Raw genomic sequence first — 26,334 nt, forward strand, 5'->3', positions numbered from 1 at the left:
CCCTTTGTTGCCGCTGCCCCGCCCCTTGGCAAGGGGGCGGCGGCGCGCTAAGCCCCGCAAAACCGGACAGCGGGGGTTATCCCAATGGCAACACTCTTTCGATGGCTCCTGAGATTTGCCTCGATGGCGATCCTGCTGTCGGTCATCGTGGTGATGCTGGTCTACTACCTCGCCTCGCGCTCCCTGCCCGACTACGACAAGGACCTCGTCGTCGCGGGCGCGGCGGACGAGATCGAGATCGTGCGCGACAATGCGGCGGTGCCGCATATCTTCGCGCAGAGCGACGAGGACGCCTATTTCGGCCTCGGCTACGCCCATGCCCAGGACCGCCTCTGGCAGATGGTGCTGATGCGGCGCACCGCGCAGGGGCGTCTGTCGGAGGTGTTCGGACGGCGCACGCTCGACACCGATATCCTGATGCGCCGGCTCGACCTCTATACCGCCGCGACTCGCTCGGTGACGGCGCAGGACGACACCACGACCGCGGCGCTGCGCGCCTATGCCGCCGGGGTCAACGCCCGCATCGCCGAGATCAATGACGAGAGCCTCGGGCGCGGGGCGCCGGAGTTCTTCCTGTTCAACGCCCCCGTGGCGCCGTGGCAGCCGGCGGACTCGCTCGCCGTCATAAAGCTGATGGCGCTGCAGCTCTCGGGCCAGTTCCGCGAGGAAATCCTGCGCGCCCGCGCCTCGCTGCTGCTGCCCGACCCAAACCGGCTGGCCGACATCCTGCCCGACATGCCCGGAGAGGGCACCGCCGCCCTGCCCGAATATGCCAGCCTGTTCCCGGACCGGGAGATGCCGCGCTTCGCTCGCGCGAGCGAGGGGCCGCGCGCCCCGCTCTCGCCGGTGCCCGAGCGCGGGCTGGCGGGCGCGTCGAACGCCTTTGCCGCCGCCCCGGACCGCTCGGCAGGGGGCGGCACGCTCTTGGCCAACGACCCGCATCTCGGCCTCACCGCGCCCTCGACCTGGTATCTGGCACGGCTTCAGCTGTCCTCGGGCGGGGTCATCGGCGGCACCATCCCCGGCATCCCCGCGGTGATGCTCGGCCGGTCGCAGGATCTCGCCTGGGGGCTGACCTCGGCGTATCTCGACGATCAGGATCTGCATATCGAGGAGCTCAACCCCGACAATGCCGAGCAGTACCGCACCCCCGAGGGCTGGGCGCGGTTCCGCACCCGGCGCTCGATCATCGAGATCAAGGACGACAAACCGGTCACCGTCACCCTGCGCTGGACCGAGAACGGCCCGGTGATGCCGCGCACGCGCTTCGACCTCGAGACCATCACCCCGCAGGGCCACGTGGTGAGCCTGAGCTGGACGGCGCTTTCGGAGGAGGACAGCTCGATGAGCGCCGCCATCGGGCTGATGCGCGCGGGCAGCGTCGAGGAGGCGCTGGAGGGCAGCGCAGGCTTCGTGGCGCCGGCGCAGATGCTGACGCTGATCGACCGCGACAGCATCGCGATGAAGCTGATCGGCGCGATGCCGGCGCGCGACCCGGCACATCAGAGCCAGGGCCGAATGCCCTCGCCCGGCTGGATCGAAGCCAACCGCTGGCAGGGCATGCTGCCCGACAGCGCCAACCCGGTCTGGACCGACCCCGAGGGCGGCATCGTAGGCAACACCAACAACAAGATCATCGACCGCCCCTTTCCGATGCATGTAAGCTTCAACTGGGGCGACAGCCAGCGCGTGATGCGCTGGACGCAGCTGATGCAGGGGCGCGAGGTGCACACCCGCGACAGCTTCATCGAGGCGCAGCTCGACACCGTCTCTCCGGCGGCGCGCACGCTGCTGCCGCTGATCGGGCGCGACCTCTGGTTCACCGGCGAGGCCGCCCCCGACGGCACGCCCCAGCGGCGCCGACAGCAGGCGCTCGACCTGCTCGCCAACTGGAACGGCGAGCTGAACGAGCACCTGCCCGAGCCGCTGATCTATGCCGCGTGGGTGCGGGCGCTGCAGGAGCGGCTGATCCGCGACGAGCTTGGCCCGCTGGCGGAGGAGTTCACCCACGTCGAGCCGCTGTTCATCGAGCGGGTGTTCCGCGATGTCGATGGCGCCGCGGTCTGGTGCGACGTGATCCGCTCCGTGGTGGTCGAGACCTGCAGCGACGTCGCGCGGCAATCGCTCGACGACGCGCTGGTGTGGATCGGCGAGACCTATGGAGGCTCGCTCGAGAGCCTGCGCTGGGGCGACGCGCATCAGGCGCTGCACGCGCATTCGGTGCTGGGCGAGATCCCGGTGCTGCGCCATTTCGTCAACATCCGCCAGAACACCAGCGGCGGCGATTTCACGCTGGAGCGAGGCCGCACCTCCGGGCGCGACCCGGAGCCGTTCCTCAACATCCACGCCGCGACCTATCGCGGGGTCTATGATTTCGCCGATCCGGATTCCTCGGTCTACATCTCGTCGACCGGACAGTCGGGGCATTTCCTGTCGCGCCATTACGACGATCTCGGCACGCTCTGGCGGCGCGGCGAGTACATCCCGATGTCGCTCGATGCAGAGCTCGCCCGCGCCGCCTCGATCGGGGTCACGCGGCTGCTCCCGGAATGAGCGGCAAGCGGCCGGGCGAGACCCACCTCACGCCCGCCGAGGCGCGCGCGATTGCGCGGGCGACGCTGGCCGAGCAGCGGCCCGGCACGGCGTTCGGGCTTGGCTGCCTGAAGAACACCGACAAGGCGCAGCGCGCGCAGGTGTTCTGCGCCGCCTCCCCCGACACAAGGCTGGTGGTGAAGGTCTACGCGCCCGCCTCCGCCGAGAAGGCCCGCGCCCAGGTGGCCCGGCAGCGCTCGGTTGTTGCCGCTTGGCCAGAAGGCGCGCCCGAGGTGCTGTTCTTCGACGAGGCGCGGCTGGTTCTGGGCATGGCCTATGCGGACGGGCCGAGCCTCGCGGCGGTGGTGGCGAACCGAGCGCCCGAGGATGCCGCCCGGCACCTCGAGGCCGCCGGGCACTGGCTCGTGGCATTTCACGGTCTGACGCGCGAGGCGCATCCGTTCCGGCCCAAGGGGCATATCGCCTGGCTGCACCGGCTGCTGGAGCAGCACGACAGCGGAGAGCGTGCGATCCCCGAGGTCGCCGCCTTCCGGTACGAGGTCACGCGGCTCGAGGCGATGGCGCGCGACGTGCGCGGCACGCCCTCGCAGCGCGCGGTGACCCATCGCGATCTGCACCTCGCCAACCTCATCACCACCCGCGAGGGGCTGGTGGGGCTCGATTTCGAGAATGACAAACCCGACGCGCCGCTGCGGGATCTGGTCGCGCTGCTGATCGACGCGGTGGCGCTTTCGGACGATTCCGAGGCGCTCGACCGCCACGCCGCGGCGCTTTCGCAGGGCTACGGCCCGGCGGGCAGCGCGCCCGAGACGGTGGTCTTTCAGCAGCGCCTGTTCGCGCTCGGGGTCTGGGCCAACACGCCGCTCGAGCCCTCTCGGCGGCAGGCGGCGCGCTATCTCGGGGCGCGGCAGGTCATCGCGTCCGAGCACGCGCTCTTCGCCGGCTGAGCGCGCCGTTCAGGCCTGATCGCGTCCGACGATGTCGTGCAGGGCCTCGCGCTTGAACAGCCAGAGCGCGCCCGCCGCGACCAGCCCGAGGCCGAGCGTCATCAGGCTCGCGAGGATCACCGTCTCGACCCGCTCCACCGCCAGCACGTCGATATCCGCGATCAGCGACAGGATCTCGAGAATGGTGAAGGTCAGCAGCGCGGTGCCCACGAAGGAGCTGCGCGGGAGGAACCGGAAGGAGATCGGAAAGCAGACGAGCGCCAGCGCAATGGTCAGCCATTGCGGCGGCGCAAGCAGCGTCAGCGCCACCGAGGCGGCCGCCCCGAGCAGCGTGGCCAGGGTCCGGATCAGGCTGCGCGAGAACAGCGTGCCATAGGGCGGCATCGACAGGATCACGAAGGTCAGCGGCAGCCAGAAGCCATGCGTGCCGAAGGCCCGCTGGCCAAGCCAGACCGCGCTCACCAGACCGACGCCGAAGATCACGCCGAAGGTGAAGCTGTAGACCCGGCTCACCCGTCCCGAGGGCTGGGGCACGCCGACCCTGCGCGCCAGCGAGGTGACGGAAATGCTCCACACCATCCCGGCGAGGTAGATCGCGAAAAGCTGCGGCAGGTTGTCGGCGGGGATGAGCGGCGAGGTGAACAGCGTCCAGGTCAGCAGCGCCCGCATCGCCGGGCGCGCCAGCCGGCGATGCGCCGCGATGGCGGTCATCGCCGCAAGGCAGCCCGCCACCATCAGCGCCATGACCGGATCGGCGATCGCCACCATGCCGCCAAGACCGGTGACCATCGTGGCCAGAAGCGCCACCGGCGCCCCGCCCTCGCGGGCGGCGAGATGCGCCGGCATCGCTGCGGCGAAGGCCGCCATCCCGACGGGTCCGAAGACCAGCACTGCCACCAGCGGCGGCACGCCCACCGCCAGCATCATGATGCCGACATCGGGCCAGCCCATCTTGCGCGGCCCGTCGATCAACCACGATGTCACTCGGCTGGGCTGCGCCATGCGGGGATCTCTCTCTGCGACTGTCAGGAGGCAGGCTAGCACGCCGTTCCCGGCGCGCCATCCCCGCGTGCGATCAGAGCGTCTCGAACTGGGCGCGGTCCTTGGCGGACCAGCGCACCTGCAGCACGAAACCGTCCTCGTCCTGCGCCTCGTCCTGCACCAGCCCCTTCTTAAACAGCCACGACCGGCGCTTGCCGTCGTCGAAGTCGAGACGCAGCTCTTCCTCGAGGCTCTCGCCCTGCAGCCGATCGGTGACGGCCTCGAGCATGGTGTCGAGCCCCTCGCCGGTCAGCGCCGAGACCGCGAAGATATGCTCTTCGCGCGCCGCGCGCTGCAGCACCGCGTCGTGCTCGTCGGACGCAAGACGATCGGTCTTGTTCCACAGCTCGATCAGCGGCACCTCCTCGTCGACCCCGAGGCTGTCGAGGATCGCGGCCACGTCCGCGGCCTGCTCCTCGGTGTTGGGGTGCGAGATGTCGCGCACGTGCACGATGATGTCGGCGGCCAGCACCTCTTCGAGCGTGGCGCGGAAGGCCGCGACCAGCTCGGTGGGCAGATCCGAGATGAACCCCACCGTGTCCGACAGGATCACGTCGAGCCCCGTGGGCAGCTTCACCGCCCGCATGGTCGGGTCGAGCGTGGCGAAGAGCATGTCCTTGGCCATCACCTCGGCGCCGGTCAGCCGGTTGAAGAGGGTCGACTTGCCGGCGTTGGTGTAGCCCACCAGCGCGACGATCGGGAACGGCACCTTGGCGCGCGCCTTGCGGTGCAGGTCGCGGGTCTTGACCACGCGCTCGAGCTGACGGCGCAGCCGCACGAGCTGCTCGTCGATGGCACGCCGGTCGGCCTCGATCTGGGTTTCGCCGGGGCCGCCGACGAAGCCGAGCCCGCCGCGCTGCCGTTCGAGGTGGGTCCAGGCGCGCACCAGTCGCGTGCGCTGGTAGCTCAGCGCCGCCATCTCGACCTGCAGCACGCCCTCGCGGGTGGCGGCGCGGTCTGAAAAGATCTCGAGAATCAGGCCGGTGCGGTCGAGCAGCTTGACCTTCCATTGCTTCTCGAGGTTGCGTTGCTGCACCGGCGACACCGGGCCGTCGACTAGCACCAGCTCGACTTCGGCTTCCTCGATCTGCTGGCGCAGTTCCTCGATCTTGCCTGTGCCGAAGAGATGTCCGGGATGGGGATCGCGCAGCGGCACAACGGCGCTGCCCACGATCTCGAGGTCGGGAAGCGCCGCGGCCAGGGCCACCGCTTCCTCGAGGGCCATATCCGCGTCGCGCCGATCCCGGTCCGACCGGATGTCAGGATGCAGGACCCACGCGCGGGTCACGTGCGTTGCGTGTTCTTTCAATCGTTGCCGTCGCCGTCATAGAGGTTGATGGGCTGAGACGGCATGATGGTCGAGATCGCATGTTTGTAGACAAGCTGGGACTGTCCATCACGACGCAGCAGCACACAGAAATTGTCAAACCAGGTGATCACACCCTGAAGTTTGACGCCGTTGATCAGAAAGACTGTCACCGGAACTTTGGTTTTGCGGACGTGATTAAGGAATGCGTCCTGCAGGTTCTGTCTGTCCGAAGCCATTGAAATTGCCTTTATTCTTGCCCTTTGCCGCGCTGCGGCCTTCCCTCGTTTTGCCGAGTATGTAACGCGTGAAGCGGAACTTCCAGTGCAAAAATAGGCCCGTAGCGCCGATCACCGGCGCCCGCAAGCGATCTGCCTCACACGGATGCAGGCATGGGGTCAGGGAGGCACGCTATCATTAACGCGGCGTCAACCAAGCCATCGCCCGCGCGTCTCAGTCGCGCCACAGCCCCGGCGTGAGGAGCACGATGATCGCCAGCAGCTCGAGCCGGCCAAGCACCATCGACGCCGCGAAGGTCAGCTTGGCGCCGCCGCTCAGCCCGGCCAGATCGACCGGCATCTCGGCCGCCGCGCGCAGCAGCGGGCCGCAATTGGTCAGCCCCGCGATGGTCATCGCCATGGCATTCTCGAAATCCAGCCCGAACAGGCTGAACACCAGCGAGAATGCCGCGATCGACATGGCGAACATCATGAAGAACACCCACGCGATGAACGCCCCCTGCCGTCGCATCCGCCGCGCGGTGATGCCAGAATGGCCAACCGAGTGCGGATGCACCAGCCGTTCGAGCTCGCGCTTGCCGGCGAGGAAGAGCGCGTAGATACGCAGCAGCTTCACCCCGCCCGCCGTCGTGGCGACGCCACCGCCGATGATCGCGAGCCCCATCAGCATCAGCCCCGGCGTCTCGAGGCCGGACCAGCTGCGCGCCTCGGCCCAGTCGGCGCTGACGAAGCCGGTGGTCGACAGGAAGGACAGCGCGGTGAAGATGCCCCCCCAGAGCGCCCGCAGCCCCAGCAGCAGGTTCGTTTCCTCGCCGACGTCGAAGGCGGCGATCCAGTGGCGCAGGAACAGCAGCGCCGGCACCACGATGACCAGCGCGAGGCCCATGCGGAACTCGGGGTCCTCGGGCAGCCCGGGCCGGTAGGACGTGCCGGTGTCACCGGAAAAGGTCAGGCGCGACAACGCGAAGAACAGGAAGCAGAACACGATCATCTCGCCAGCGATGCCCGAGGGGGCCTTGAGCGGCGCCGAAAGCGGCGAGATGCCCGAGGTCGCCATGGTCGACATCGCGTGGCTGACCGCGAGCAGCGGCGGGTCGCCCGCGATCATCAGCATGAGCCAGAGCGCCAGCGTCAGCCCGCCATAGATCGGCACCAGCATCCGCGCGGTGACCGACAGCCGCTCGGCCGGGTCCGACAGGTCGCGCAGGATGGCGCCGGTATCGACGCTCTGCCCCGGCTCACCGCGGGCGGTGATCTCGAACCCGCCGAGCGTCAGCGGCGCGAGGATCGCCGCCGCCGCCACCCACATCAGCAGCCCGCCGAGCCAGCCGACCTGCGCGCGCCACAGGTGCTCGGCCGAGGACAGGCGCGGCGCGTCGAAGAGCGTCGCGCCGGTGGTGGTGAAGCTCGAGACCATCTCGAAGAAGGCGTTGAGGAAACTGGTGGTGCGCACCGCCTCGTGGAACGGCACCGCCATCACCGCCGGCAGGACGATGAAGGCGGTCATCAGCGCCAGAAGCTGGCGCGAGGCACTCCGGTTGTGCCGCCGCGTCGCCTGCGCGATGGCGATCAGGACGGTGAGCACCATTCCCACGATGCCGGCATAGAAGAAACTGCGCGCGTCGTGATACTCGCCCTCCGACAGCGACACCGCCGCCGGCAGGATCATCGAGGCGCAGACGATCCCGGTCAGCAGGAGCAGCAGCGGCGTTCGGGACAGCGTGCGCATCGGCCTAGAAGAAATCGATCGAGACCTGGAGCAGCCGCTCGACCTGCGCCACGTCCTTGGCAAGCGCGAAGATCACCACGCGGTCGCCATCCTCGATGCGCAGGTCGCCGGTGATCTTGACCACCTTGTCGCCCTTGCGCACCGCGCCCACCAGAACGCCTTCGGGGAAATCGATCTCGCGGACCATCTTGCCCGCCAGCGACGAGGTCGAGAGCACCTCGGCCTCGATCACCTCGGCCTCGGCATCGCCGATGGAATAGACCGAGCGCACCCGCCCGTGGCGGATGTGGCGCAGGATCGAGCTCACCGTGGTGGCGCGCGGGTTGATATAGGCGTCGACCCCCAGCGGCTCCATCAGCGGCACCATGGTGGGATCGTTGACCAGCGCGATGGCCATCGGGCAGCCCGCTGCCTTGGCGCGCACCGCCGCCAGCATGTTGGTCTTGTCGTCGTCGGTGACGCAGAGCACCGCGTCGGCGCGGTCGATCCCGGCCTCGGCCAGAAGTGCGGCGTCGAGCCCGTCGCCATGCAGAACGATGGTCCGCTCGAGGGCATCGGCGGCGCGCTCGGCGCGGCCGCGGTCGCGCTCAATCACCTTGGCGCGGATGCGCTCGGTGCGCTTCTCGAGCGCGCTGGCCACCGCGAGGCCAACATTGCCGCCGCCGATGATTACGACGCGCTCCTGCTTGCGCAGCGACTTGCCGAAGATCTCGAGGGTACGGCGGATGTCCTGACGGTGGGTGACCACGTAGCAGGAATCGCCGGTGAAGAGCTGGTCGCCCGGCTCGGGCGCGAACAGCGTGCCCTCGCGGCGCACGCCCACCACCACCGCGCGCAGGGTCGAGAACAGGTCCGAGAGCTGGCGCAGCGGCGTGTTCACGATCGGGCAGTCATCGTCGATGGTCAGGCCCAGAAGCTGTGCATCGCCCTGCAGGAAGGTCTCGGTGTCGAAGGCGGCGGGCGCTGACAGGCGCTGCTGCGCTGCCTCGGCGACCTCGCGCTCGGGGCTGATCACCACGTCGATCGGCATGTGATCGCGGCGGTAGAGATCGGAATAGATCGCCGTGAGGTAGGATTGCGAGCGCAGCCGGGCCACCTTGCGCGGGATCGCGAAGACCGAGTGGGCCACCTGGCAGGTGACCATGTTGACCTCGTCGGAATGGGTGGCGGCGATGATCATGTCGGCATCGCGCGCGCCGGCCTTTTCCAGCACGTCCGGGTAAGACGCGAAGCCCGCGATGCCCTGCACGTCGAGCGTGTCGGTGGCGCGGCGGACAAGATCGGGGTTGCTGTCGACGACGGTGACGTCGTTGCGCTCGCCCGAGAGGTGCCGGGCGATCTGCCATCCGACCTGCCCCGCCCCGCAAATGATGACCTTCATCCGTTCCTCGTGTCTGGCCCAAGACGTCTCGCTGGCATGACACGGGCGCGCCAGAGCGTCAACGGGCGGCGGACCGCTGGCGTGCCTGAGGCGCGAGGCTGCGACGCTGGCGGCGCGGCTGCGGGCCATGCCGCACAGCGTGGCGAGGCGTGCGACGATGAGGGGCGCTGCCCCTCAAACTCCCCGGGATATTTCCGGCCAGAAGAAGACCTGCCGGGCTCAGGTTTCGGCCTTGGCGCGGGCTTTCCAGTCGGCGTGCCAGGCGCGCACGGCGGCGCGGGATTCCCACTGGTAGTCGGGGTCTTCGGTGACCCGACCGACCCACAGTCGTCCCTGCCCCGTGCGCCAGGGATCGAGGACCAGCCCGCTCTCCATCGGCGCGCCGCGCGCGGTGACGATCACCGTGGCGTGCTCGAGCCTGAGGTTGCGGGCATTAGCGATGGCGCGGTGCAGTTCGAGGCTGCGGAAGCGCGCGGCGGTCAGCGCGATCTCGAGCGCGTCGGCGAAATCCTGACACACGCCCTTCTCGCGCAACCCGTTGACGACCTTGAAATTGTGCACCAGCGGCGGGTCGGTCACCTGCCATTCGCGGGCACGTTCGAGCGGCACCTCGACGGCGATGCGCGCGGCGCGGGCCGCCTCGGCGGGATCGACCGAGGGGCCGAGGGCCAGCAGCGCCTGCGTGACCTCGGCGACCCTGGCCTCGCGCGCCCCAGCGGCGACGGAGCTCGGCGCGTCCACGCTGCCTTTTGTCGACACCGTCGCGCCGCAGCCCGCAAGCAGAAGCGCCAGCGCAAGCAGCGCCGCGTCAGCCGGCCTGCTGAACATTGTCTTCGTCCACATAGGCCATCCGGCCGCCGGATTTGGAGCCGGTCACCACGCCCAGCGACTTCAGCTTGCGGTGCAGCGCCGAGCGCTCCATCCCCACGAAGGAGGCGGTGCGGGAGATGTTGCCGCCGAAGCGGTTGATCTGGGTCAGCAGGTACTCGCGCTCGAACGCCTCGCGGGCCTCGCGCAGCGGCAGGGTCGCGAGCGTGCCCGACAGCACCACCCGGCCATCGTTCTCGCCGCCCACGGGCGCATCCTGCGGCAGCTCGCGCGCCTCGATCGGGCCGGTGCCCTCGCCGAGGATCAGCACCCGCTCGACCAGGTTCTTGAGCTGGCGCACGTTGCCCGGCCAGACCATGGTCTGCATCAAGGCCACCGCGTCTTCGGAGAGCGGGCGCACCGGCAGGCCCTGGCTCTTGTTGCAGGCCTCGATGAAATGCGCCGCCAGCATGGGAATGTCCTCGCGCCGGTCCTCGAGGCTCGGCACCGCGATCGGCACCACGTTGAGCCGGTGGTAGAGTTCCTGACGGAAGCGGCCGGCGTCGATCTCGGCGTCGAGATCGCGGTTGGTGGAGGAGATCACCCGCAGATCGACCCGCACCTTGTCGGAGCCGCCGACCCGGGTGAAGGACTGGTCGACCAGCACGCGCAGGATCTTGGACTGGGTGCCGCCGGGCATGTCGGCGACCTCGTCGAAGAAGATCACCCCGCCATGCGCCTGCTCGAGCAGCCCCGGCTCGATGCCGCGCTCGGGGCTTTCGCGTCCGAACAGCACTTCTTCCATGGTCTCGGGCTCGACCCCGGCGCAGTTCACCGTCACGAAGGGCGCCTGCGCGCGACCAGAATTGGCATGGATGTAGCGCGCCGCCACCTCTTTGCCCGAGCCCGCGGGGCCGGTCAGCATCACCCGTCCGTTCGACTTGGTCACCTTGTCGAGCTGGCTCACCAGCGCGCGGAAGGCGGCGCTGTCGCCGACCATCTGCGCCACTTCGGTCTCGCGGCGCTTGAGCTTCTGGTTCTCGCGGCGCAGGCGCGAGGTCTCCATGGCGCGGCGGATCACCACCAGCAGCTGGTCGATGTTGAACGGCTTCTCGATGAAGTCGTAGGCGCCCTGCTTGATCGCCGCGACGGCGATCTCGATGTTGCCGTGGCCCGAGATGATGATGATCGGGATGTCGGGGTTGTCGCGCTTGACGGTCTTGAGGATGTCGATGCCGTCCATCTTACTGTCCTTCAGCCAGATGTCGAGGATCATCAGCCCGGGCGGCTCGGCGTTGACCTCGGCCATCGCCTCGGAGCTGTTGGCCGCCAGCCGGGTGCTGAAGCCCTCGTCCTCGAGGATGTCCCCGATCAGCTCGCGGATGTCGCGCTCGTCGTCGACGATCAGGATGTCGCTCATGTCTGCCCCTCTAACTCTGAAATGATCTTCTGCTTCTGCGCCGGATCCGCCGGCATCGCCCCGAGCGGAAGGCGGATCACCGCCATCGCCCCGGCATGGGTGTCGCCGTCGAAGAGCGGCGCGTCCTCGAGGGCGAGGCTGCCGCCATGCTCCTCGATGATCTTCTTCACGATGGGCAGGCCGAGGCCGGTGCCCTTGTCGCGGGTGGTCACGTAAGGCTCGAAGAGCCGCGCGCGGTCCTCCGGCAGGCCGATGCCGTTGTCCATCACCCGGATCAGCGCGCGGCCGTCCTCTTCGGTGAGGCTGACGCGGATCTCGGGGGCGTAGCCCTCGGGCACGCCGGATTCGACGCGCGTCTCGATGGCCTCGCCCGCGTTCTTGATGATGTTGGTGAGCGCCTGCCCGATCATCGTCGCATCGAGCTCGGCTGGCATCTCGGCCTCCGGCAGGTCGATGACGAAGCGCACGTCGGGCTGGCCGGTCTCCTGCAGCAGCGCCGCGCCGCGCAGCAGGGCGACCACGTCCTCGGGTCGACGCTCGGGCTCGGGCATCCGGGCAAACTTGGAGAACTCGTCGACGATGCGGCGCAGGTCCTCGGTCTGGCGCACGATGACCTCGGTCATCTGGTCCAGCTTCTCGGCATCTTCGCCCTGCATCTGGCGGCCGAACTTGCGCTTGATGCGCTCGGCGGACAGCCGGATCGGGGTCAGCGGGTTCTTGATCTCGTGCGCGATGCGGCGCGCCACGTCGCCCCATGCGGCCATGCGCTGCGCGCTGACCAGATCGGTCACGTCATCGAAGGCCACCACGTAGCCCTCAAGCGAGCCGTCGTCGCGGCGGCGCAGCGACATGCGCACCAGAAGGTGCTCGAGCCGGCCCTCGCGGCTGACCTTGACCTCTTCCTGCGCGGTCTCCTGCCCGGTCGCCATCAGCTTGTCGAAGAGCGCGCCGAACTCGGGCACGGCGACGGTGATCGGCACCTCGGCCTTGGTCTCGTGCCAGCCCAGCAGCCGCTCGGCCGAGCGGTTCACGAAGGTCACGCGGCCACTGTCATCAAGGCCGACCACGCCCGAGGTGACCGAGTAGAGCACGCTGTCGAAGAGCCGCTGGCGGCGCTCGATCTGGCGGGTGTTCTCGAGCAGGGTCTCGCGCTGCGCCTTGAGCTGGCGGGTCATCTGGTTGAAGTAGCGCCCGAGCATCGAGATCTCGTCGTCGCCCTCTTCCTCCTTGACCTGCACGTCGAGATCGCCGGCGCCGACACGCTGAGCGGCCCCGGTCAGGCGCCCCACCGGGCGCGACAGGCGCTCGGCGAACCACAGGCCCAGCCATGTGGCGGCGAGGATCAGCAGCACGGCAAAGCCGAGATAGAGCAGCGCGAAGTCGAAAAGGCGGCGCCCGCGCTCGCTTTCCTGCTGCTGGTAGAACTTCGCCGTCGCCTGCGTTTCATCAAGCAGGCTGAGCAGGTTGCCGTCGACGGCGCGGCTAACATAGAGGTAGCGGTCGGCAAAGGCATCGAGCGGCGTGAGCGCGCGCAACTCGTGGTTCTCCCAGTCCGGGATCATCACCACGCCCTCGTCCTCGGCCAGCGCGATCTGGGCGATGGTGGGCTGTTCGTAGTCGAAGAGGTAGGAGCGCTCGCCACGGGCGCGGATCTCGCCCGCGCCGTCGATCACGAAGGCTTCGCGCAGACCGCGCTGCACCTGCCCCTGCCCCTGCGCGAGGATCTGGCGGATGTCGCCGTCGTCGAAGGCGAAATTGGCGCGGCGGGCGTTGTCGACGAAGCGCGCCAGCGCCTCCACGTCCTCGGTCAGGCCGCGGCGCTGCTCTTCCTCATAGGCTTCGGCGGCGGCGAGAGAGGCGCCGACCACGTTCTGCACCCGGCTCGAGAACCACGTCTCGAGGCCGATATTGATGGTGAGCACGGCGAAAACCGCGACCGTGACCGTGGGCAGCAGCGCCATCAGCGCGAACACCCCGGTCAGGCGCAGATGCAGGCGCGAGCCCGCGGATTGCGCCCTGCGGTCGGCGATCATACGGGCGACGCGGGCCAGAACCAGCGTCGCCAGAAGCAGCACATAGACCAAATCGGCCAGCAGAACGAGGCTGAGGCTCAACTCCGGCCCGCTGCCCTTGTCGAGCGGACCGAGCGCGATGAAGGTCATCAGCGCCAGCAACGGGCCGAGGATCACCAGACCCAGGGCCGCGATGTTCTGCACCATGCGCTGACGCCGCAAGCGCGCCAGCTTTGACCAAGCCGCGCTTCGCGAGACTGATTTCCGTGCCCGGATGGCCACAGGCCGACCTCATCGTGATGTGCTGCTCGATGCAGCGAACCGCCATATATTGTGGCTTCTTCGCCACTTTCGCAAAAAGCGAAGCAGCGCGGCCACATCTCTGTGGCGGTTTTACATCAGCTTGCGGCGGCGTGTCACGCGAATATCGAGGTCGGTGATCTTCTTTCTCAGGGTATTTCGGTTGATTCCCAGCAGATCGGCGCATTTCGCCTGATTGCCGCCCGTGGCCTCGAGCGCGATCTCGATCAGCGGCGCCTCGACCTCCTTGAGAATGCGCGTGTAGAGCCCCGGCGGCGGCAGCATGTTGCCGTGCAGGTCGAAATAGCGGCGCAGGTGGCGCGCCACCGAGGTGCCGAGCTTCTCGGCATCGCCGCCGCGCAGGATCGGGCCGGTATCGGGCTGGTTGCCCAGCACCGCCTCGACCTCGGGGCGACTGATCTCTTCGGCACGGCTGGTCAGGCTGAGGCGGCGCACCGAGTTCTCGAGCTGGCGCACGTTGCCGGGCCAGCTATAGGCGCGGAACAGCTCGGCTGCATCCGCCGACAGCCAGCGCTTGGGCGCACCCTCGCGCTCGGCCCGGGCGAGGAAGTGATCGGTGAGCAGCGCGATGTCCTCGACCCGCTCGCGCAGGCTCGGCACGTTGATGGTGGCACCCGAGAGACGATAGTAGAGATCCTGACGCACGTGGCCCTCTTCCATCGCCTGCGCCAGATCGCCCTGCGAGGTCGCCATGAAGCGCGGCACGTGCTCGCCGGGGATGTCCATCATCCGCACCACCCGGGCCTGGATCTCGTCGGGGATGTCGGTGATCTCGTCGATCAGGAGCGTGCCGCCCTTGACCCGCGCCAGCACCCGCGCCGGGCCTTCGAGGTCCGACAGGTCGGCCCCGGTCACGGTCACGAAGGGCAGCGTGCGACGGTCGGAGAAATCGTGGATCGCCCGCGCGATCAGGCTCTTGCCGGTGCCGCTCTCGCCCGAGATCAGCACCGGAAGATCGGTGTTCATCACCCGCGCCACGAGGCGGTAGAGCGCCTGCATCGCCGGGGTCTTGCCCACCAGCGGCAGCTCGTCGGGGCTGTCGGCGCCGATGGTCGTCGCCTCGTCGCGCCGCGGCGTGCGGTTGCGATTGTCGAGCGCCTTGGCCGTGCGCTTCATCAGGTCCGGCAGGTCGAAGGGCTTGGGCAGGTAATCATAGGCCTCGGCCTCGGCGGCCTGGATCGCCGTCATGATGGTGTTCTGCGCCGAGATCACGATCACCGGCAGCTCGGGCCGGTCCTGTCGGATCTTGGGCAGCATCTCGAGCCCGTTACCATCGGGCATGACCACGTCCGAGATCACCACGTCGCCCTTCCCTTCGCCGACCCAGCGCATCAGCGTGGTCAGCGACGAGGTCGCGTGCACCTTGCAGCCGGCCCGGGTCAGGGCCTGGGTCAGGACCGTGCGGATGGTGCGGTCGTCGTCAGCGACAAGAACGGTGCCGTCCATTAGCTCTTCTCCTCAGTCTCGCGCGGGGCGCGCGGAAGCGAAATGCGAAAGACCGTGCGGCCGGGGACCGAGTCCACCGAGATCCAGCCGTCATGGTCCGATATGATCTTGGACACCAGCGCGAGGCCAAGCCCGGTGCCGTTCTCCTTGCCCGAGATGAACGGGTCGAACACGTCGCCCTTGATGTCGTCCGGCAGGCCGGGGCCGTCATCGATCACCTCGATCTGCAGCGGCAGCTTCTGCGTCGTGCCGTCCGCCCGGCGCATCCGGAAGGAATGCTCGTAGAAGGTGCGCAGGCGAATGGTGCCGCCGGCCTTCGGGTCCGCGGCCTCGGCCGAGTTCTTCAGAAGGTTCAGAACCACCTGCAGCAACTGGTCCGGGTCGCCATGGGCCAGCGGCAGAGAGGGGTCGTATTCCTCGATGAACCGCATATGCGCCCCGGCCCCGAGCTGGGTCGAGCGCCGCGCCCGGTCGAGCACGTCGTGGATATTGACGGGCTTCTTTTCGGGGGCCGAGAGATTGCCGAACTGCTCGACCTGCTCGAGCAGTTTCACGATCCGGCGGGTCTCGGCCACGATCAGATCGGTCAGCTCGAGGTCGTCCTTGCTGAGACTCATGCTCAGAAGCTGCGCCGCCCCGGCGATGCCCGCGAGCGGGTTCTTGATCTCGTGCGCCAGCATCTCGGCCATGCCGATGGCCGACTTGGCCGCCGATTTCACCGAGTGGCTCTGCGTCATCCGCCCTGCAAGCTCGCGCGGAGAGATCAGCATGATGAACCAGCCGGGATGGCTTTGCACCGGCGCGATCTGCAGGTTGCAGACCAGCGGTGGGCGCGCCCCGGTGCCCACGTCGACATCGTTGACGAAGAGCGGCGTGCCGTTCTCGCGCGCCCGGGCGAGGCTTTCCTCGAGCGGCGCGTCGACCGCCAGCCGATCCCAGATCGGCTGCCCGATCAGCCACTTGGCCGAGTTGTTCATGAAGCCTTCCGCCGCCGGGTTCATGTCGGCGATGCGCTCTTCGGCATCCAGAAGGATCGCCGGGATCGGCAGGGAGGACCAGAGCTGGCCTTGAATTTCGGTGTTCATGCGGCCTCCTCGAGGGCCTCTTCAAGCGCCGCCTTGAGCAAAGCGCCGACGCGGCCGGGATCGCGCTCGGTCAGCACCTCGCGGCGCATCGCGGCGCAGGTTCCGGCGGAATCCATGTACCAGCCCAGATGCTTGCGGGCACAGCGCACGCCAAGCTCGGGGCCGTAGAAATCGATCATCCGGTCGTAATGCTCGCGCACCAGATCTGTCAGCGCCGCGCCCTCGGGGATCTCGGGCGCCGGTGCGCCGTAGAGCGCGTGGGCAATCTCGGCCAGCCGCCACGGCGCGGCCTGCGCCCCGCGCCCGACCATCACGCCATCCGCGCCTGAGAGCCGCAGCGCCTCGCGCGCGCTGGCCGCGTCGGTGATGTCGCCGTTTGCCACCAGCGGCACGCTCACCGCCTCCTTCACCTTGCGGATCGCCGCCCAGTCGGCGCGGCCCTTGTAGAACTGGCAGCGGGTGCGGCCATGGATCACGATCATCCGGATGCCCGCCGCCTCGGCCCGCGCCGCAAGCTCCGGCGCGTTCAGACTGCCATCGTCCCAGCCCAGCCGCGTCTTCAGGGTCACCGGCAGATCCACCGCCGCGACCACCGCCTCGATCAGCCGGAGCGCGTGGTCCGGGTCGCGCATCAATGCGGACCCCGAGTAGCCGCCGGTGACCTTCTTGGCCGGACAGCCCATGTTGATGTCGATCACCCGCGCGCCCATGTCGGCGACCCTGCGCGCGGCCTCGGCCATCGGCTCGGCCGCACGACCGGCGATCTGGACCGAGGTGTTCTCGATCGCGGCGCCAAGCTCGGCCTTTTCGCGGGTGCCGGGACGCGCGGTGAGGAACTCGCCGCTGGCGATCATTTCGGACACGACAAGCCCCGCCCCCCAACGCGACACGAGGGTGCGGAAGGGCAGATCGGTGATTCCCGCCAGCGGGGCCAGTAGGACGGGGGGCGTGATCGACCTGTCGCCGAGGAGGATACTCAAGCGCCTATTCCTTGTGCAGATGCTTGGGAGGTAACCTGTGCTGCCGCGACATTCAATTCCTCAAAGGGTTTGGCGCCCCATCTCGATGCGTCCTGCCTATTTTTTGATCGCCCGCTCCGGCTGCATTGCGCAGCGGCGGGGCAGCGCCTAGAGAAGGCGATGGGAAGGACGCCAGACATGACCACCGCCGCCATCATCGTCGCCGCCGGGCGCGGCACCCGCGCCGGGGGCGCGCTGCCCAAGCAATGGCGCGAGATCGCCGGGGCGCCCGTGGCGCTCTGGACCCTGCGCGCCTTCGCCCACCTGCCCCGGCTCGTGCTGGTGATCCACCCCGAGGACGAGCCCCGCGCCGAGGCGCTCTGCAAGGGCCTGCCCGTGACGCTGGTGCATGGCGCCGGGGACCGCGCGGGCTCGGTCCGGGCGGGACTCGAGGCGCTGGCAGACGATCCCCCCGAACGGGTGCTGATCCACGACGTGGCGCGGCCGTGCGTCTCCGCCCCCCTGATCGACGCGGTGATCGCCGCGCTCGACACCGCGCCGGGCGCCGCACCCGCACTCGCGGTGACCGATGCGCTCTGGACCGGCGCCGAGGGCCGTGTGACCGGCACCCGCGACCGCACCGGGCTATACCGCGCCCAGACACCGCAGGGCTTTCGCTATGACGCCATCGTGCAGGCTCACGCCGCACATCCCGGCGGCGCTGCCGACGATGTCGAGGTGGCCCGCGCCGCCGGGCTGGACGTCGCCATCGTCCCGGGCGAGGAGCGCAATCTCAAAATCACCGGCCCGGACGATTTCGCCCGCGCCGAGGCACTTCTGAAGGAGACCGACGAGATGGATATCCGACTGGGCAACGGCTATGACGTGCACCGCTTCGGCGAGGGCGATCACGTCGTGCTCTGCGGCGTGAAGGTGCCGCACGGGCGCGGCCTGCAGGGCCATTCCGACGCCGATGTCGGGATGCACGCGGTCACCGATGCGCTCTACGGCGCCATGGCCGAGGGCGATATCGGCCGCCACTTTCCGCCCTCGGACCCGCAGTGGAAGGGCGCCGCAAGCGAGATCTTCCTGCGTCACGCGGTCGATCTGGCCCGGTCCAAGGGCTTTACCATCTCCAATATCGACCTCACGCTCGTCTGCGAACGCCCCAAGATCGGCCCGCACGCCGCTGCCATGACTGCCGAGATGTGCCGCATCATGGGCATGGAGACCGACCGGGTCTCGGTCAAGGCCACCACCTCGGAACGGCTGGGCTTTACCGGCCGCGAGGAGGGCATCGCCGCCATCGCAACAGCCACACTGGTGAAATCATGAAAGCCATCGCTTCCTTCTTCTACGTCGGCTTCCTGAAGCCCGCGCCCGGAACCTGGGGCTCGCTTGCCGCCCTGCCCGTGGCCTACGCGCTGCTGCTCGCCGGCGGGTTCTGGCTGCTCGCCGCCGCCGCCGTCGCGGCCTTCGTCCTGGGACTCGTCGCCACCGAACGCCTGACCACCAACGCCCCCGACCACGATCCCTCCTGGATCGTCATCGACGAGGTGGTGGGCCAGTGGATCGCGCTGTTCCCGGTGGGCTACGGCGCGATGATGATGTCAGTGGACATCTGGCGGCTCTGGCCGGGCTGGATCTCGGCGTTCATATTGTTCCGCCTGTTCGACATCTGGAAGCCCTGGCTGGTGGGCAAAGCGGACCGCCGGGGCGACGCGATGGGAGTCATGCTCGACGACGTGATCGCCGGCGTCTTCGCCGCGATCGTCGGCATCGCCCTGGCCGCGCTGGCCCATGGGGTGCTGATGTGACCGAGGCCCTCACCCACGACATCCTGAGGCTGGCCCGCGCCCGCGGCGCCACCGTCACAACCGCCGAAAGCTGCACCGGCGGCATGGTTTCGGCGGCCATCACCGACGTGGCGGGCTCGTCCGACATCTTTCACCGCGGCTTCGTCACCTACTCCAACGCCGCCAAGCAGGACCTGCTCGGTGTGCGCGGCGACACCCTGTCGCGGCACGGGGCGGTTTCGCAAGAGGTGGTGCGGGAGATGGCCGAAGGCGCCCGCGCCGCCGCCGACGCCGATCTCGCCGTGGCGATCTCCGGTGTGGCGGGCCCTGGCGGCTCGGAGCGCAAGCCCGAGGGCATGGTCTGCTTCGGGCTCGCCAGCGCCCGCGGCACGATCACCGAAACCGTGCAGTTCGGCGCGCTGGGGCGGGCAAAGGTGCGCGAGGCCGCCACGATCCGCGCGCTCGAGCTGTTGCTGAGCGCGCTCAGCGAGGACTGAGCCGCCCTCAGCCTTTAGGGCCGTAAAGCTCTGCCGCGCGGCGCTCGAAGGCGCGCACGATGCGCTGCATCGCCTCGTAGAAGAACATTCCCGCGGCGCCCTGCAGCAGCCGGTTCTTGAACTCGAAATCGACGAAGAAGTGCACGTCCACGCCGCCATCGGGCGTGTCCTCGAATTCCCACTTGGAAATCATGTGCTTGAACGGACCGTCGAGGTATTCCGTGTCGATCTTCTTCTGCTCCGGGTACAGCGTCACGCGGCTGCCGAACCGCTCGCGGAACACCTTGAACGAGATCACCAGGTCGGCGAGCATCACAGTGTGATCCCCCTCCTCCTCGGTCGAACGGATGCGCGCCGCGGCGGTCCACGGCAGGAACTCGGGATAGCTGCCGACGTCTGCCACCAGATCGTACATCTGTTGGGCGGTGTAAGGCAGGTGCTTGGTCTCGGAATGGGTCGGCATGACGGTCTTTCTAGCGTCCCTTTATCGCGTGACAATGGTCGGGGGTTTCTTCATATGCTGTGGCCGTCTTTGCAAGGGGAATGCCATGACAGAGCGGCCTTATGTCGTAGATGAGATGATCTCGGCCAAGACCATCGCCGCGCGCATCGAGGATCTCGCGCGCGAAATCGACCGCGAATATGCCGACACCGACAAGCTCGTGGTGGTCGGTCTCCTGCGCGGCAGCTTCGTGTTCATCGCCGATCTGGTGCGCGAGCTCGACCTGCCGGTCGAGGTCGATTTCCTCGAGGCCTCCTCCTACGGCGACGCCATGCAGTCGAGCCGCGAAGTGCGCATCCTCAAGGACCTGCGCTCGCCGATCGAGGGCCGCGACGTGCTGGTGGTGGAAGACATCGTCGACACCGGCTTCACCCTGCACCACGTCCTCAAGCTTCTGGGCTCGCGCGATCCGCGCAAGCTGCGCACCATCGCCCTGCTCGACAAACCGGCGCGGCGCGAGGTGGCGCTCAAGGCGGACTGGACCGGGTTCGAGATTCCCGATGAGTTTGTCGTGGGTTACGGCATCGACTTCGCGCAGAGGAACAGGAACCTGCCGTTCATCGGCAAGGTGCGTTTCCCGGAGGGCTAGGATGAACCCTCACTGGCTCTTGCGCATGGTGCGGTGGGTGCGCAACCCGCCCTCGTCGGGCCGCGTCAAGCTGGTTCTCGCGGTGGTGGCGCTGTGCCTCGTGCTCTACGCCATCGAGCGCTGGGTCGGCTGGCCCGACGCGCTGACCGCAGACCGCCTGCGCGCCCCGATGCGGGTGAGCCCCTGAGCCGAGCGACTGGGTAATCTGGGAGTTGGGCCTCTCTTAGAGGCTTACCGGCGGCTGACAGATCACTGTAAGAAATATCTTCAACAAACTGAATTGCAACATACAATTGCTTTTACGGCGTGTCGACTTTCGAGCGCCACGGCTGACCGCATCGTCGCGAGAGCAAACCCTTCGGATGTCAGACCATCGGCATGCAGCCCGGGCGGATTTGCCGAGACCCCGGTGTCGGCCTAGCTTTCAAGTCACTCATAGATAGAAATTGCATCACCCGCAGGGAGTTTTCCGATGACCCGACTTCTGACCGCCGCCACCGCCCTATCGCTCGGCCTCGCAGGCGCCGCGATGGCGCAGGATTACGCCGACCAGATGAAGGCCCGCCAGGGCCAGTTCCGCATCCTCGCGATCAATCTCGGCACGCTGGGCGACATGGCGCAGGGCAAGACCGAGTACGACGCCGAGGCCGCGCAGGCCGCCGCCGACACGCTCGTCGCGGTCTCGATGATCCACCAGCCGCCCCTCTGGCCCGAAGGGTCCTCGACAGCAGAGATGGACGGCACCCGCGCCAAGCCCGAGATCTGGACCGACTGGGAGGATTTCGCTTCCAAATGGGCCGGCCTCGGCGAGGCGGCAGGCGCCATGCAGACCGCCGCCGGAGAGGGCCTCGACGCGATCCGCCCGGCGATGGGGGAACTCGGCGGCGCCTGCAAGGCCTGCCACGACAGCTACCGCGCGCCGCGGAACTGATCCATGCGCAAGGCACTGGGAATCGTGGTCGTGGCGGCGCTGGCCGCTGCCGCGGCCGGATGGGTACTGACCGCGCCGAACCGGCTGCCGGACGCACGCTTCTCCGGCATGACCGGAGACCCGGCCGCCGGGGAGCGGGTCTTCACCGCCGCCGGCTGCGCCTCCTGTCACCATGCCCCAGACGCGTCGGACGACGAAAAGCTGGTGCTCTCCGGGGGGCAGCGCTTCGTCTCCGAGTTCGGCACCTTCGTGGCGCCCAATATCTCGCCCGACCCCGAGCACGGCATCGGGACCTGGGGGCTGTCCAACTTCGCCAACGCGGTGATGCGCGGCGTCTCGCCCTCGGGCCGGCACCTCTACCCGGCCTTTCCCTACACCGCCTACGCCCATATGCGCGACACGGATGTGGTGGATCTTTGGGCCTACCTGCTCACCCTGCCTGCCTCGCAAGTGCCGAGCGAGCCGCACGAGGTTGCCTTCCCCTTCAACATCCGCCGCGGCGTAGGCGCGTGGAAACTGCTCTACATGAGCGATGGCTGGGTGCTGGACGACGTGCCCGACGCGCAGCTCGAGCGCGGCCGCTACCTCGTCGAGGCGCTGGCGCATTGCGGCGAGTGTCACACGCCGCGGGACGGGCTCGGCGGGCTCGACACCTCCGCCTGGCTCTCCGGCGCGCCGAACCCCAACGGCACCGGCACCATCCCGGGCCTGACGCCGGACCGGCTCGACTGGGACGCAGGCGCCATCGCCTACTACCTCGAAAGCGGCTTCACGCCCGACTACGACAGCGCCGGCGGCCACATGGTGGCAGTGGTTGAGAGCTTCGCCAAGCTCGACGCCGCCGATCGCGAGGCCGTCGCGGCCTATCTCAAGGCGCTTCCCGCTGGCGGAGATATGGACTGAGCAGCGCACACCTGCCCGACAACCATCGCCCGGTCGCCCCGGACGGCCTGCCTCCGGCGGGAGTATTTTAGACGAAGAGAAGCCAGGGGCGCGGCGCTTCTGGCTTCTTTGGTTCGAAAATACCTCGGGGGGTGAATTGGCCGGAGGCCAAGAGGGGGGCAGCGCCCCCCTGCAGAAACCATAGTGCGCCGCGCAGCGGCACTGTTTGGGATCAGCCTTTCTTCTTGCCGAGGTGCTTCTTCAGCGCGCCGGCGTTCTTCTCGCGGCGTCCCTTGTAGGGGTTCTTGTCGCCCTGCCCGCGCATGTAGAGCCGGATCGGCGTGCCGGGCATGTCGAAGCTCTCGCGCAGGCCGTTGACGAGGTAGCGCGTATAGCTGTCGGGCATGTCCTGCGGGCGCGAGCACATCACCACGAAGCCCGGCGGACGGGTCTTGGCCTGGGTCATGTAGCGCAGCTTGATGCGGCGGCCCTGCGGCGCGGGCGGCGGGTGGCTCGACACCATGCCCTCGAGCCAGCGGTTGAGCTGGCCGGTCGAGATGCGGCGGTTCCACACCTCCCAGGCCTTCATGATCGCCCCCTGCAGCCGGTCGAGCCCGCGCCCGGTCTTGGCCGAGACGGTGACCAGCGGCGCGCCGCGCAGCTGCGGCAGCAGGCGCTCGAACGCCTCCTTGAGGTCGCGCAGCTTCTCCTGCTTCTCGTCCTCGATGTCCCACTTGTTCACCGCGATCACCACCGCGCGGCCCTCGCGCTCGGCCAGGTCGGCGATGCGCAGGTCCTGCTGCTCGAAAGGGATCGCCGCGTCGAGCAGCACCACCACGACCTCGGCGAACTTGACCGCGCGCAGACCGTCGGAGACCGACAGCTTCTCGAGCTTTTCCTGCACCCGCGCCTTCTTGCGCATGCCGGCGGTGTCGAAGATCCGCATCGGCACCCCGCCCCATTCGGAGCGCACCGAGATGGCGTCGCGGGTGATGCCCGCCTCGGGGCCGGTCAGCAGCCGCTCCTCGCCGATGATCTTGTTGACCAGCGTCGACTTGCCGGCGTTGGGGCGGCCCACCACGGCGATCTGCAACGGCTTCGCGACAGTGATTTCGGGCAGCGCCTCGTCGGCCTCGTCCGAGACCTCCTCGTCGACGCTCACATCGGTTTCGGGCGCCTCAGCAGCGGCGCGCTCGGCAAAGCCGTCGGCCAGCGGCTGCAACGCGCTGTAGAGCTCTGGCATTCCCTCGCCGTGCTCGGCCGAGATGCGCAGCGGCTCGCCCAGCCCCAGCGCGTAGGCCTCGAGCACCCCGGCATCCGCCGCCGAGCCCTCGGACTTGTTGGCCCCGAGGATCACGTGCTTGGCGCGCTTGCGCAGGATCTCAGCAAAGATCTCGTCGGTCGGGGTCACTCCGACGCGGGCGTCGATCATGAACAGGCAAACGTCGGCCATGTCGACGGCACGCTCGGTCAGGCGCCGCATCCGGCCCGGCAGGCTGTCGTCGGTGGCATCCTCGAGCCCCGCGGTGTCGATCACCGTGAAGCGCAGGTCGCCGAGCTTGGCCTCGCCCTCGCGCAGGTCACGGGTCACGCCGGGCTGGTCATCGACCAGGGCAAGGCGCCGGCCCACCAGCCGGTTGAACAGCGTCGATTTCCCCACATTGGGGCGGCCCACGATGGCCAGCGAGAAGGTCATATCCTGACTCCCAGATCACAAGCCGCCCCGATAGCGCATTTGCGGGCACGGCGAAAGGGGCGACGGGTCGGCCCCGCGCGCCCCTCCTGTCACGTTGCTCCCTGCCGGGTCAGCGATAGGCCGCGAGCTGGCCCTTCTTGGTCACCACGTAGAGCGTGCCGTTGGCGATCGCGGGCGCGGTGGTCGCCCCGCCCGGCACCTCGGTGGCGCCGATGAGCGCGCCCGAGGCCGGGTCGAAGCTGCGCAGCGCCCCGTCCGAGGAGGCCAGCACGAGCCGCCCCCCGGCCATCACCGGGCCATAATGGGCATAGGCGCTGTCGCGGCGGCGCTGCGGCCGGCGCACCGGCTCGTAGCCCGGCAGGTCGATGGCCCAGATCTGCGTGCCGCTGGCGGCGTCAAGCCGCACCAGCTGGTTCTTGTCCGACACGAGGAACACCGAATCGCCAGCCGGCCAGACCGGCCCGCGGGCGCCCATGCGCGCGGTCCAGAGCCGCTCGCCATTCCCGACGTTGAAGGCCACGATACGGCCGGAATGGTTGCCGATATAGACCCGGTCGCCGGCGATCACCGGCCCGCCGGTGATGTCACCGACCTGCGCCAGCGCCGAGCCGACGCGGCTGCCGACGACGTCGGCGCTCCACAGGCGCATCCCGCCCTGCCGGAACGCCGCCTGCACGCCACCATTGCCGAAGGCGAAGATCACAGCCTTGTCGTTCAGTGCCGGCGCCGGGGCACCGGCCACGTTGGCGATGTTCTCGGGGGCGTCGATCTGCCAGCGGATGCGACCGCTGTCGGCCTCGAGCGCCCAGGCGCGGCTGTCGCCGGAGGTCAGGTAGACCAGCCCGCCGGCGGCGGTGGGTGCGCCGGTGGCGGTGTTGCCGAGGCGCTGCTCCCAGATCTCGGCACCGCTGGCAGCGTCGAGCGCGGTGAGCCGGCCATAGCCCGAGGCCACGTAAAGCCGCCCGTCCGCCACGGCGAGCCCGCCGCCCTGCGCCTGACCCGCGCGTTCGCGCGCCGGCACCATGCTCTTTTGCCACAGGATCTGGCCGGAGCTGCTCACGGCGCTGAGCATGTGCTCGGAATCCATCGTGTAGATCCGGCCGCCCGAGACGACGGGGTCGACGTTGATGCGCTTGCGGCGACTGTCACCGGCGCCGATATCGACCGAGAAGACCGGGCTGAGCGTGCGGTTCAGCGCCGCGTTCGCAACCCGCGCGAAGGGCGAGACCGGGCTCTGCGCCCAGCCGGCATTGACCGTGCTGGCCGCCAGCGACAGCGCACGGGCGGTGTTTGGCGGCGTGACGTCGGCCGGGCCGCTGTCCTGCAGCACCTGGCGGGTGCCCAGACGCTCGCCGGGGAGGATGACTTCGGGCTCCGAGCAGGCCGACAGCATGGTCAGCCCGAGAAGCCCCGCTGTGATGGTGGTGATACGCAAATCCACTGCCCCCGTCTTTCGCCTGTCACGCTTCGATCTGGCCGGCGGGCCGGTCAGACCTGTTGTGTTTCCACCGCTTTAGCTGGCATCCAGTTCGCCGCCAAGGGCGATGATCATCTGCGAGGCGCGCTGACGCAGGCCGGCGGTGGCCTCGGAATCCTCGACGATGCGGCGCAGCCGCTCCTCGGCGGCGAGCCGGTCGCCGGCTTCGATCTCGAGCAGCGCAAGCTGTTCTTCCGCCAGCAGGCGCAGCGGCTTGCCGGGCACGGCGAGCGCCTCGAGCCCGGCGCGGCGCTCGTCAATGGAGAGCCCCGACCCTGCCTGGCTCATCGCCTTGTAGCTGGCGATCTCGCGGTAGATCTCGGGCACCTCGCCATTGGCGGCGACCGCCTCGAGGTTCTGCGCGGCGGCGTCCATGTCCTCGGCGCGGGCTGCCTCGGAGGCGCTCAGCATGGCGATCAGAGCGTCTGCGCCGGGCGTCGGCGCGTCGATCTCGGACAGCGCGGCGACGCGCGCCTGCGGCTCCTCGGCCTCGAGCGCGGCGAGGATCTCGTCCCCGAGCGCCTGTGCCTCGGCACGGCTCTGGGCTTGGCTGTATTCGCGCCACGCGGCTCCGGCCACCAGCAGGATGACCAGCAGCACGGCGATCCAGCCATAGCGCTTCATGGCGGCGAAGAGCCGGTCGCGGCGGACCTCTTCGGTGACTTCGTCGATGAAACTGTCGGGATTGCTCAAGGGCGGCCTCACAAGTCTTTGTCGG

Annotated in this window: 24 protein-coding genes; 9 read left to right on the forward strand and 15 right to left on the reverse strand. The window is 68.7% G+C overall.

Annotation, left to right across the window (positions count from 1 at the left end; all coding sequences use genetic code 11):
- Positions 1-84 precede the first annotated feature (84 nt).
- Both LCM15_RS19650 and LCM15_RS19655 read left to right on the forward strand, forming a co-directional pair.
- The gene (locus tag LCM15_RS19650) at positions 85-2,553 is read left to right on the forward strand and encodes a penicillin acylase family protein (RefSeq protein ID WP_224859436.1); all 2,469 of its coding nucleotides are present in this window, start codon (positions 85-87) and stop codon (positions 2,551-2,553) included.
- Positions 2,550-3,500, forward strand: a complete 951-nt coding sequence (locus LCM15_RS19655) for a phosphotransferase family protein (protein ID WP_224859438.1) — start codon at positions 2,550-2,552, stop codon at positions 3,498-3,500. The genes LCM15_RS19650 and LCM15_RS19655 overlap by 4 nt, the downstream gene beginning before the upstream one ends.
- A gap of 9 nt (positions 3,501-3,509) precedes the next feature.
- Here LCM15_RS19655 and LCM15_RS19660 read toward each other — a convergent pair whose 3' ends face one another.
- The 11 genes from LCM15_RS19660 to dusB all read right to left on the reverse strand — a co-directional run bounded on the left by LCM15_RS19660 (position 3,510) and on the right by dusB (position 17,267).
- Complete coding sequence (locus LCM15_RS19660) at positions 3,510-4,502, reverse strand: FUSC family protein (protein WP_224859440.1); 993 nt, start codon at positions 4,500-4,502, stop codon at positions 3,510-3,512.
- Positions 4,503-4,575: 73 nt separating this feature from the next.
- Positions 4,576-5,829, reverse strand: a complete 1,254-nt coding sequence (gene hflX, locus LCM15_RS19665; protein WP_224859442.1) for a GTPase HflX — start codon at positions 5,827-5,829, stop codon at positions 4,576-4,578.
- Between the two features lie 17 nt (positions 5,830-5,846).
- Positions 5,847-6,086, reverse strand: coding sequence for an RNA chaperone Hfq (gene hfq, locus LCM15_RS19670; protein WP_007800966.1), 240 nt, complete (start codon positions 6,084-6,086; stop codon positions 5,847-5,849).
- Between the two features lie 214 nt (positions 6,087-6,300).
- Positions 6,301-7,815, reverse strand: a complete 1,515-nt coding sequence (locus tag LCM15_RS19675; protein ID WP_224859444.1) for a TrkH family potassium uptake protein — start codon at positions 7,813-7,815, stop codon at positions 6,301-6,303.
- A 4-nt stretch (positions 7,816-7,819) separates the two neighbouring features.
- Entirely contained in the window at positions 7,820-9,196 is a 1,377-nt protein-coding gene (gene trkA / locus LCM15_RS19680) for a Trk system potassium transporter TrkA (RefSeq protein WP_224859446.1), read from the reverse strand.
- Positions 9,197-9,415: 219 nt separating this feature from the next.
- Positions 9,416-10,024, reverse strand: a complete 609-nt coding sequence (locus LCM15_RS19685) for a hypothetical protein (protein ID WP_224859448.1) — start codon at positions 10,022-10,024, stop codon at positions 9,416-9,418.
- On the reverse strand, positions 10,005-11,423 hold the full coding sequence (locus LCM15_RS19690; RefSeq protein WP_224859450.1) for a sigma-54-dependent transcriptional regulator: 1,419 nt from the start codon (positions 11,421-11,423) through the stop codon (positions 10,005-10,007). The genes LCM15_RS19685 and LCM15_RS19690 overlap by 20 nt, the downstream gene beginning before the upstream one ends.
- Positions 11,420-13,642, reverse strand: coding sequence for a sensor histidine kinase NtrY-like (locus LCM15_RS19695; RefSeq protein WP_224859452.1), 2,223 nt, complete (start codon positions 13,640-13,642; stop codon positions 11,420-11,422). Before LCM15_RS19695 ends, LCM15_RS19690 begins: the two co-directional genes overlap by 4 nt.
- 186 nt (positions 13,643-13,828) lie before the next feature.
- Positions 13,829-15,202, reverse strand: a complete 1,374-nt coding sequence (locus LCM15_RS19700) for a response regulator (RefSeq protein ID WP_224859454.1) — start codon at positions 15,200-15,202, stop codon at positions 13,829-13,831.
- Positions 15,202-16,287: a two-component system sensor histidine kinase NtrB gene (locus LCM15_RS19705; RefSeq protein WP_224859456.1), complete on the reverse strand. Its 1,086-nt coding sequence runs from the start codon at positions 16,285-16,287 to the stop codon at positions 15,202-15,204. The genes LCM15_RS19700 and LCM15_RS19705 overlap by 1 nt, the downstream gene beginning before the upstream one ends.
- Positions 16,284-17,267: a tRNA dihydrouridine synthase DusB gene (gene dusB / locus LCM15_RS19710; protein WP_224859458.1), complete on the reverse strand. Its 984-nt coding sequence runs from the start codon at positions 17,265-17,267 to the stop codon at positions 16,284-16,286. The genes LCM15_RS19705 and dusB overlap by 4 nt, the downstream gene beginning before the upstream one ends.
- A 177-nt stretch (positions 17,268-17,444) precedes the next feature.
- Here dusB and LCM15_RS19715 point away from each other — a divergent pair, with 177 nt between their 5' ends.
- From LCM15_RS19715 to LCM15_RS19725, 3 genes are read left to right on the forward strand one after another with little or no spacing between them, the layout of a single operon-like run.
- Positions 17,445-18,581, forward strand: coding sequence for a bifunctional 2-C-methyl-D-erythritol 4-phosphate cytidylyltransferase/2-C-methyl-D-erythritol 2,4-cyclodiphosphate synthase (locus LCM15_RS19715; RefSeq protein WP_224859460.1), 1,137 nt, complete (start codon positions 17,445-17,447; stop codon positions 18,579-18,581).
- Positions 18,578-19,063, forward strand: coding sequence for a phosphatidylglycerophosphatase A (locus LCM15_RS19720; protein ID WP_224859462.1), 486 nt, complete (start codon positions 18,578-18,580; stop codon positions 19,061-19,063). The genes LCM15_RS19715 and LCM15_RS19720 overlap by 4 nt, the downstream gene beginning before the upstream one ends.
- On the forward strand, positions 19,060-19,539 hold the full coding sequence (locus LCM15_RS19725; protein WP_224859469.1) for a CinA family protein: 480 nt from the start codon (positions 19,060-19,062) through the stop codon (positions 19,537-19,539). Before LCM15_RS19720 ends, LCM15_RS19725 begins: the two co-directional genes overlap by 4 nt.
- Positions 19,540-19,546: 7 nt before the next feature.
- On the opposite strand, the gene LCM15_RS19730 is transcribed toward LCM15_RS19725, so the two are convergent.
- Positions 19,547-20,002 carry a type II toxin-antitoxin system RatA family toxin gene (locus tag LCM15_RS19730; RefSeq protein ID WP_224859471.1) on the reverse strand — a complete coding sequence of 152 codons (456 nt, stop codon included), beginning with the start codon at positions 20,000-20,002 and terminating at the stop codon, positions 19,547-19,549.
- 85 nt (positions 20,003-20,087) lie between these two features.
- On the opposite strand from LCM15_RS19730, the gene hpt reads away from it, so the two are divergent.
- From hpt to LCM15_RS19750, 4 genes are all read left to right on the forward strand, one after another.
- Positions 20,088-20,630, forward strand: a complete 543-nt coding sequence (gene hpt / locus LCM15_RS19735) for a hypoxanthine phosphoribosyltransferase (protein ID WP_224859473.1) — start codon at positions 20,088-20,090, stop codon at positions 20,628-20,630.
- Position 20,631: 1 nt separating this feature from the next.
- Positions 20,632-20,817 (forward strand): hypothetical protein, encoded by a 186-nt coding sequence (locus LCM15_RS19740; RefSeq protein WP_224859475.1) that lies wholly within the window; start codon positions 20,632-20,634, stop codon positions 20,815-20,817.
- A gap of 285 nt (positions 20,818-21,102) precedes the next feature.
- The gene (locus LCM15_RS19745; protein ID WP_224859477.1) at positions 21,103-21,561 is read left to right on the forward strand and encodes a c-type cytochrome; all 459 of its coding nucleotides are present in this window, start codon (positions 21,103-21,105) and stop codon (positions 21,559-21,561) included.
- Positions 21,562-21,564: 3 nt separating this feature from the next.
- The gene (locus tag LCM15_RS19750) at positions 21,565-22,464 is read left to right on the forward strand and encodes a c-type cytochrome (protein ID WP_224859479.1); all 900 of its coding nucleotides are present in this window, start codon (positions 21,565-21,567) and stop codon (positions 22,462-22,464) included.
- A 211-nt stretch (positions 22,465-22,675) separates the two neighbouring features.
- Here the strand turns inward: LCM15_RS19750 and der are convergent, their stop codons facing one another.
- The 3 genes from der to LCM15_RS19765 all read right to left on the reverse strand — a co-directional run bounded on the left by der (position 22,676) and on the right by LCM15_RS19765 (position 26,309).
- Positions 22,676-24,139 (reverse strand): ribosome biogenesis GTPase Der, encoded by a 1,464-nt coding sequence (gene der / locus LCM15_RS19755; protein WP_224859481.1) that lies wholly within the window; start codon positions 24,137-24,139, stop codon positions 22,676-22,678.
- Between the two features lie 109 nt (positions 24,140-24,248).
- Complete coding sequence (locus LCM15_RS19760) at positions 24,249-25,574, reverse strand: PQQ-like beta-propeller repeat protein (protein ID WP_224859501.1); 1,326 nt, start codon at positions 25,572-25,574, stop codon at positions 24,249-24,251.
- A 78-nt stretch (positions 25,575-25,652) separates the two neighbouring features.
- Positions 25,653-26,309 (reverse strand): tetratricopeptide repeat protein, encoded by a 657-nt coding sequence (locus LCM15_RS19765; protein ID WP_224859482.1) that lies wholly within the window; start codon positions 26,307-26,309, stop codon positions 25,653-25,655.
- Between the last annotated feature and the right edge of the window lie 25 nt (positions 26,310-26,334).

Origin of the sequence: Salipiger bermudensis (genome assembly GCF_020171625.1) — a bacterium.
Lineage (GTDB): Bacteria > Pseudomonadota > Alphaproteobacteria > Rhodobacterales > Rhodobacteraceae > Salipiger > Salipiger bermudensis_B.

Bases quoted from the DNA above. Each gene is read 5' to 3' on its own strand.
- LCM15_RS19705 (WP_224859456.1), bottom strand. From the start codon at position 16,287: ATGAACACCGAAATTCAAGGCCAGCTCTGGTCCTCCCTGCCGATCCCG.
- LCM15_RS19745 (WP_224859477.1), top strand. From the start codon at position 21,103: ATGACCCGACTTCTGACCGCCGCCACCGCCCTATCGCTCGGCCTCGCA.
- LCM15_RS19720 (WP_224859462.1), top strand. From the start codon at position 18,578: ATGAAAGCCATCGCTTCCTTCTTCTACGTCGGCTTCCTGAAGCCCGCG.
- hfq (WP_007800966.1), bottom strand. From the start codon at position 6,086: ATGGCTTCGGACAGACAGAACCTGCAGGACGCATTCCTTAATCACGTC.
- LCM15_RS19695 (WP_224859452.1), bottom strand. From the start codon at position 13,642: ATGGTGCAGAACATCGCGGCCCTGGGTCTGGTGATCCTCGGCCCGTTG.
- LCM15_RS19650 (WP_224859436.1), top strand. From the start codon at position 85: ATGGCAACACTCTTTCGATGGCTCCTGAGATTTGCCTCGATGGCGATC.
- trkA (WP_224859446.1), bottom strand. From the start codon at position 9,196: ATGAAGGTCATCATTTGCGGGGCGGGGCAGGTCGGATGGCAGATCGCC.
- LCM15_RS19740 (WP_224859475.1), top strand. From the start codon at position 20,632: ATGAACCCTCACTGGCTCTTGCGCATGGTGCGGTGGGTGCGCAACCCG.
- LCM15_RS19730 (WP_224859471.1), bottom strand. From the start codon at position 20,002: ATGCCGACCCATTCCGAGACCAAGCACCTGCCTTACACCGCCCAACAG.
- LCM15_RS19690 (WP_224859450.1), bottom strand. From the start codon at position 11,423: ATGAGCGACATCCTGATCGTCGACGACGAGCGCGACATCCGCGAGCTG.
- LCM15_RS19715 (WP_224859460.1), top strand. From the start codon at position 17,445: ATGACCACCGCCGCCATCATCGTCGCCGCCGGGCGCGGCACCCGCGCC.
- LCM15_RS19655 (WP_224859438.1), top strand. From the start codon at position 2,550: ATGAGCGGCAAGCGGCCGGGCGAGACCCACCTCACGCCCGCCGAGGCG.
- hpt (WP_224859473.1), top strand. From the start codon at position 20,088: ATGACAGAGCGGCCTTATGTCGTAGATGAGATGATCTCGGCCAAGACC.
- LCM15_RS19685 (WP_224859448.1), bottom strand. From the start codon at position 10,024: ATGTTCAGCAGGCCGGCTGACGCGGCGCTGCTTGCGCTGGCGCTTCTG.
- LCM15_RS19750 (WP_224859479.1), top strand. From the start codon at position 21,565: ATGCGCAAGGCACTGGGAATCGTGGTCGTGGCGGCGCTGGCCGCTGCC.
- LCM15_RS19675 (WP_224859444.1), bottom strand. From the start codon at position 7,815: ATGCGCACGCTGTCCCGAACGCCGCTGCTGCTCCTGCTGACCGGGATC.
- LCM15_RS19660 (WP_224859440.1), bottom strand. From the start codon at position 4,502: ATGGCGCAGCCCAGCCGAGTGACATCGTGGTTGATCGACGGGCCGCGC.
- der (WP_224859481.1), bottom strand. From the start codon at position 24,139: ATGACCTTCTCGCTGGCCATCGTGGGCCGCCCCAATGTGGGGAAATCG.
- LCM15_RS19700 (WP_224859454.1), bottom strand. From the start codon at position 15,202: ATGGACGGCACCGTTCTTGTCGCTGACGACGACCGCACCATCCGCACG.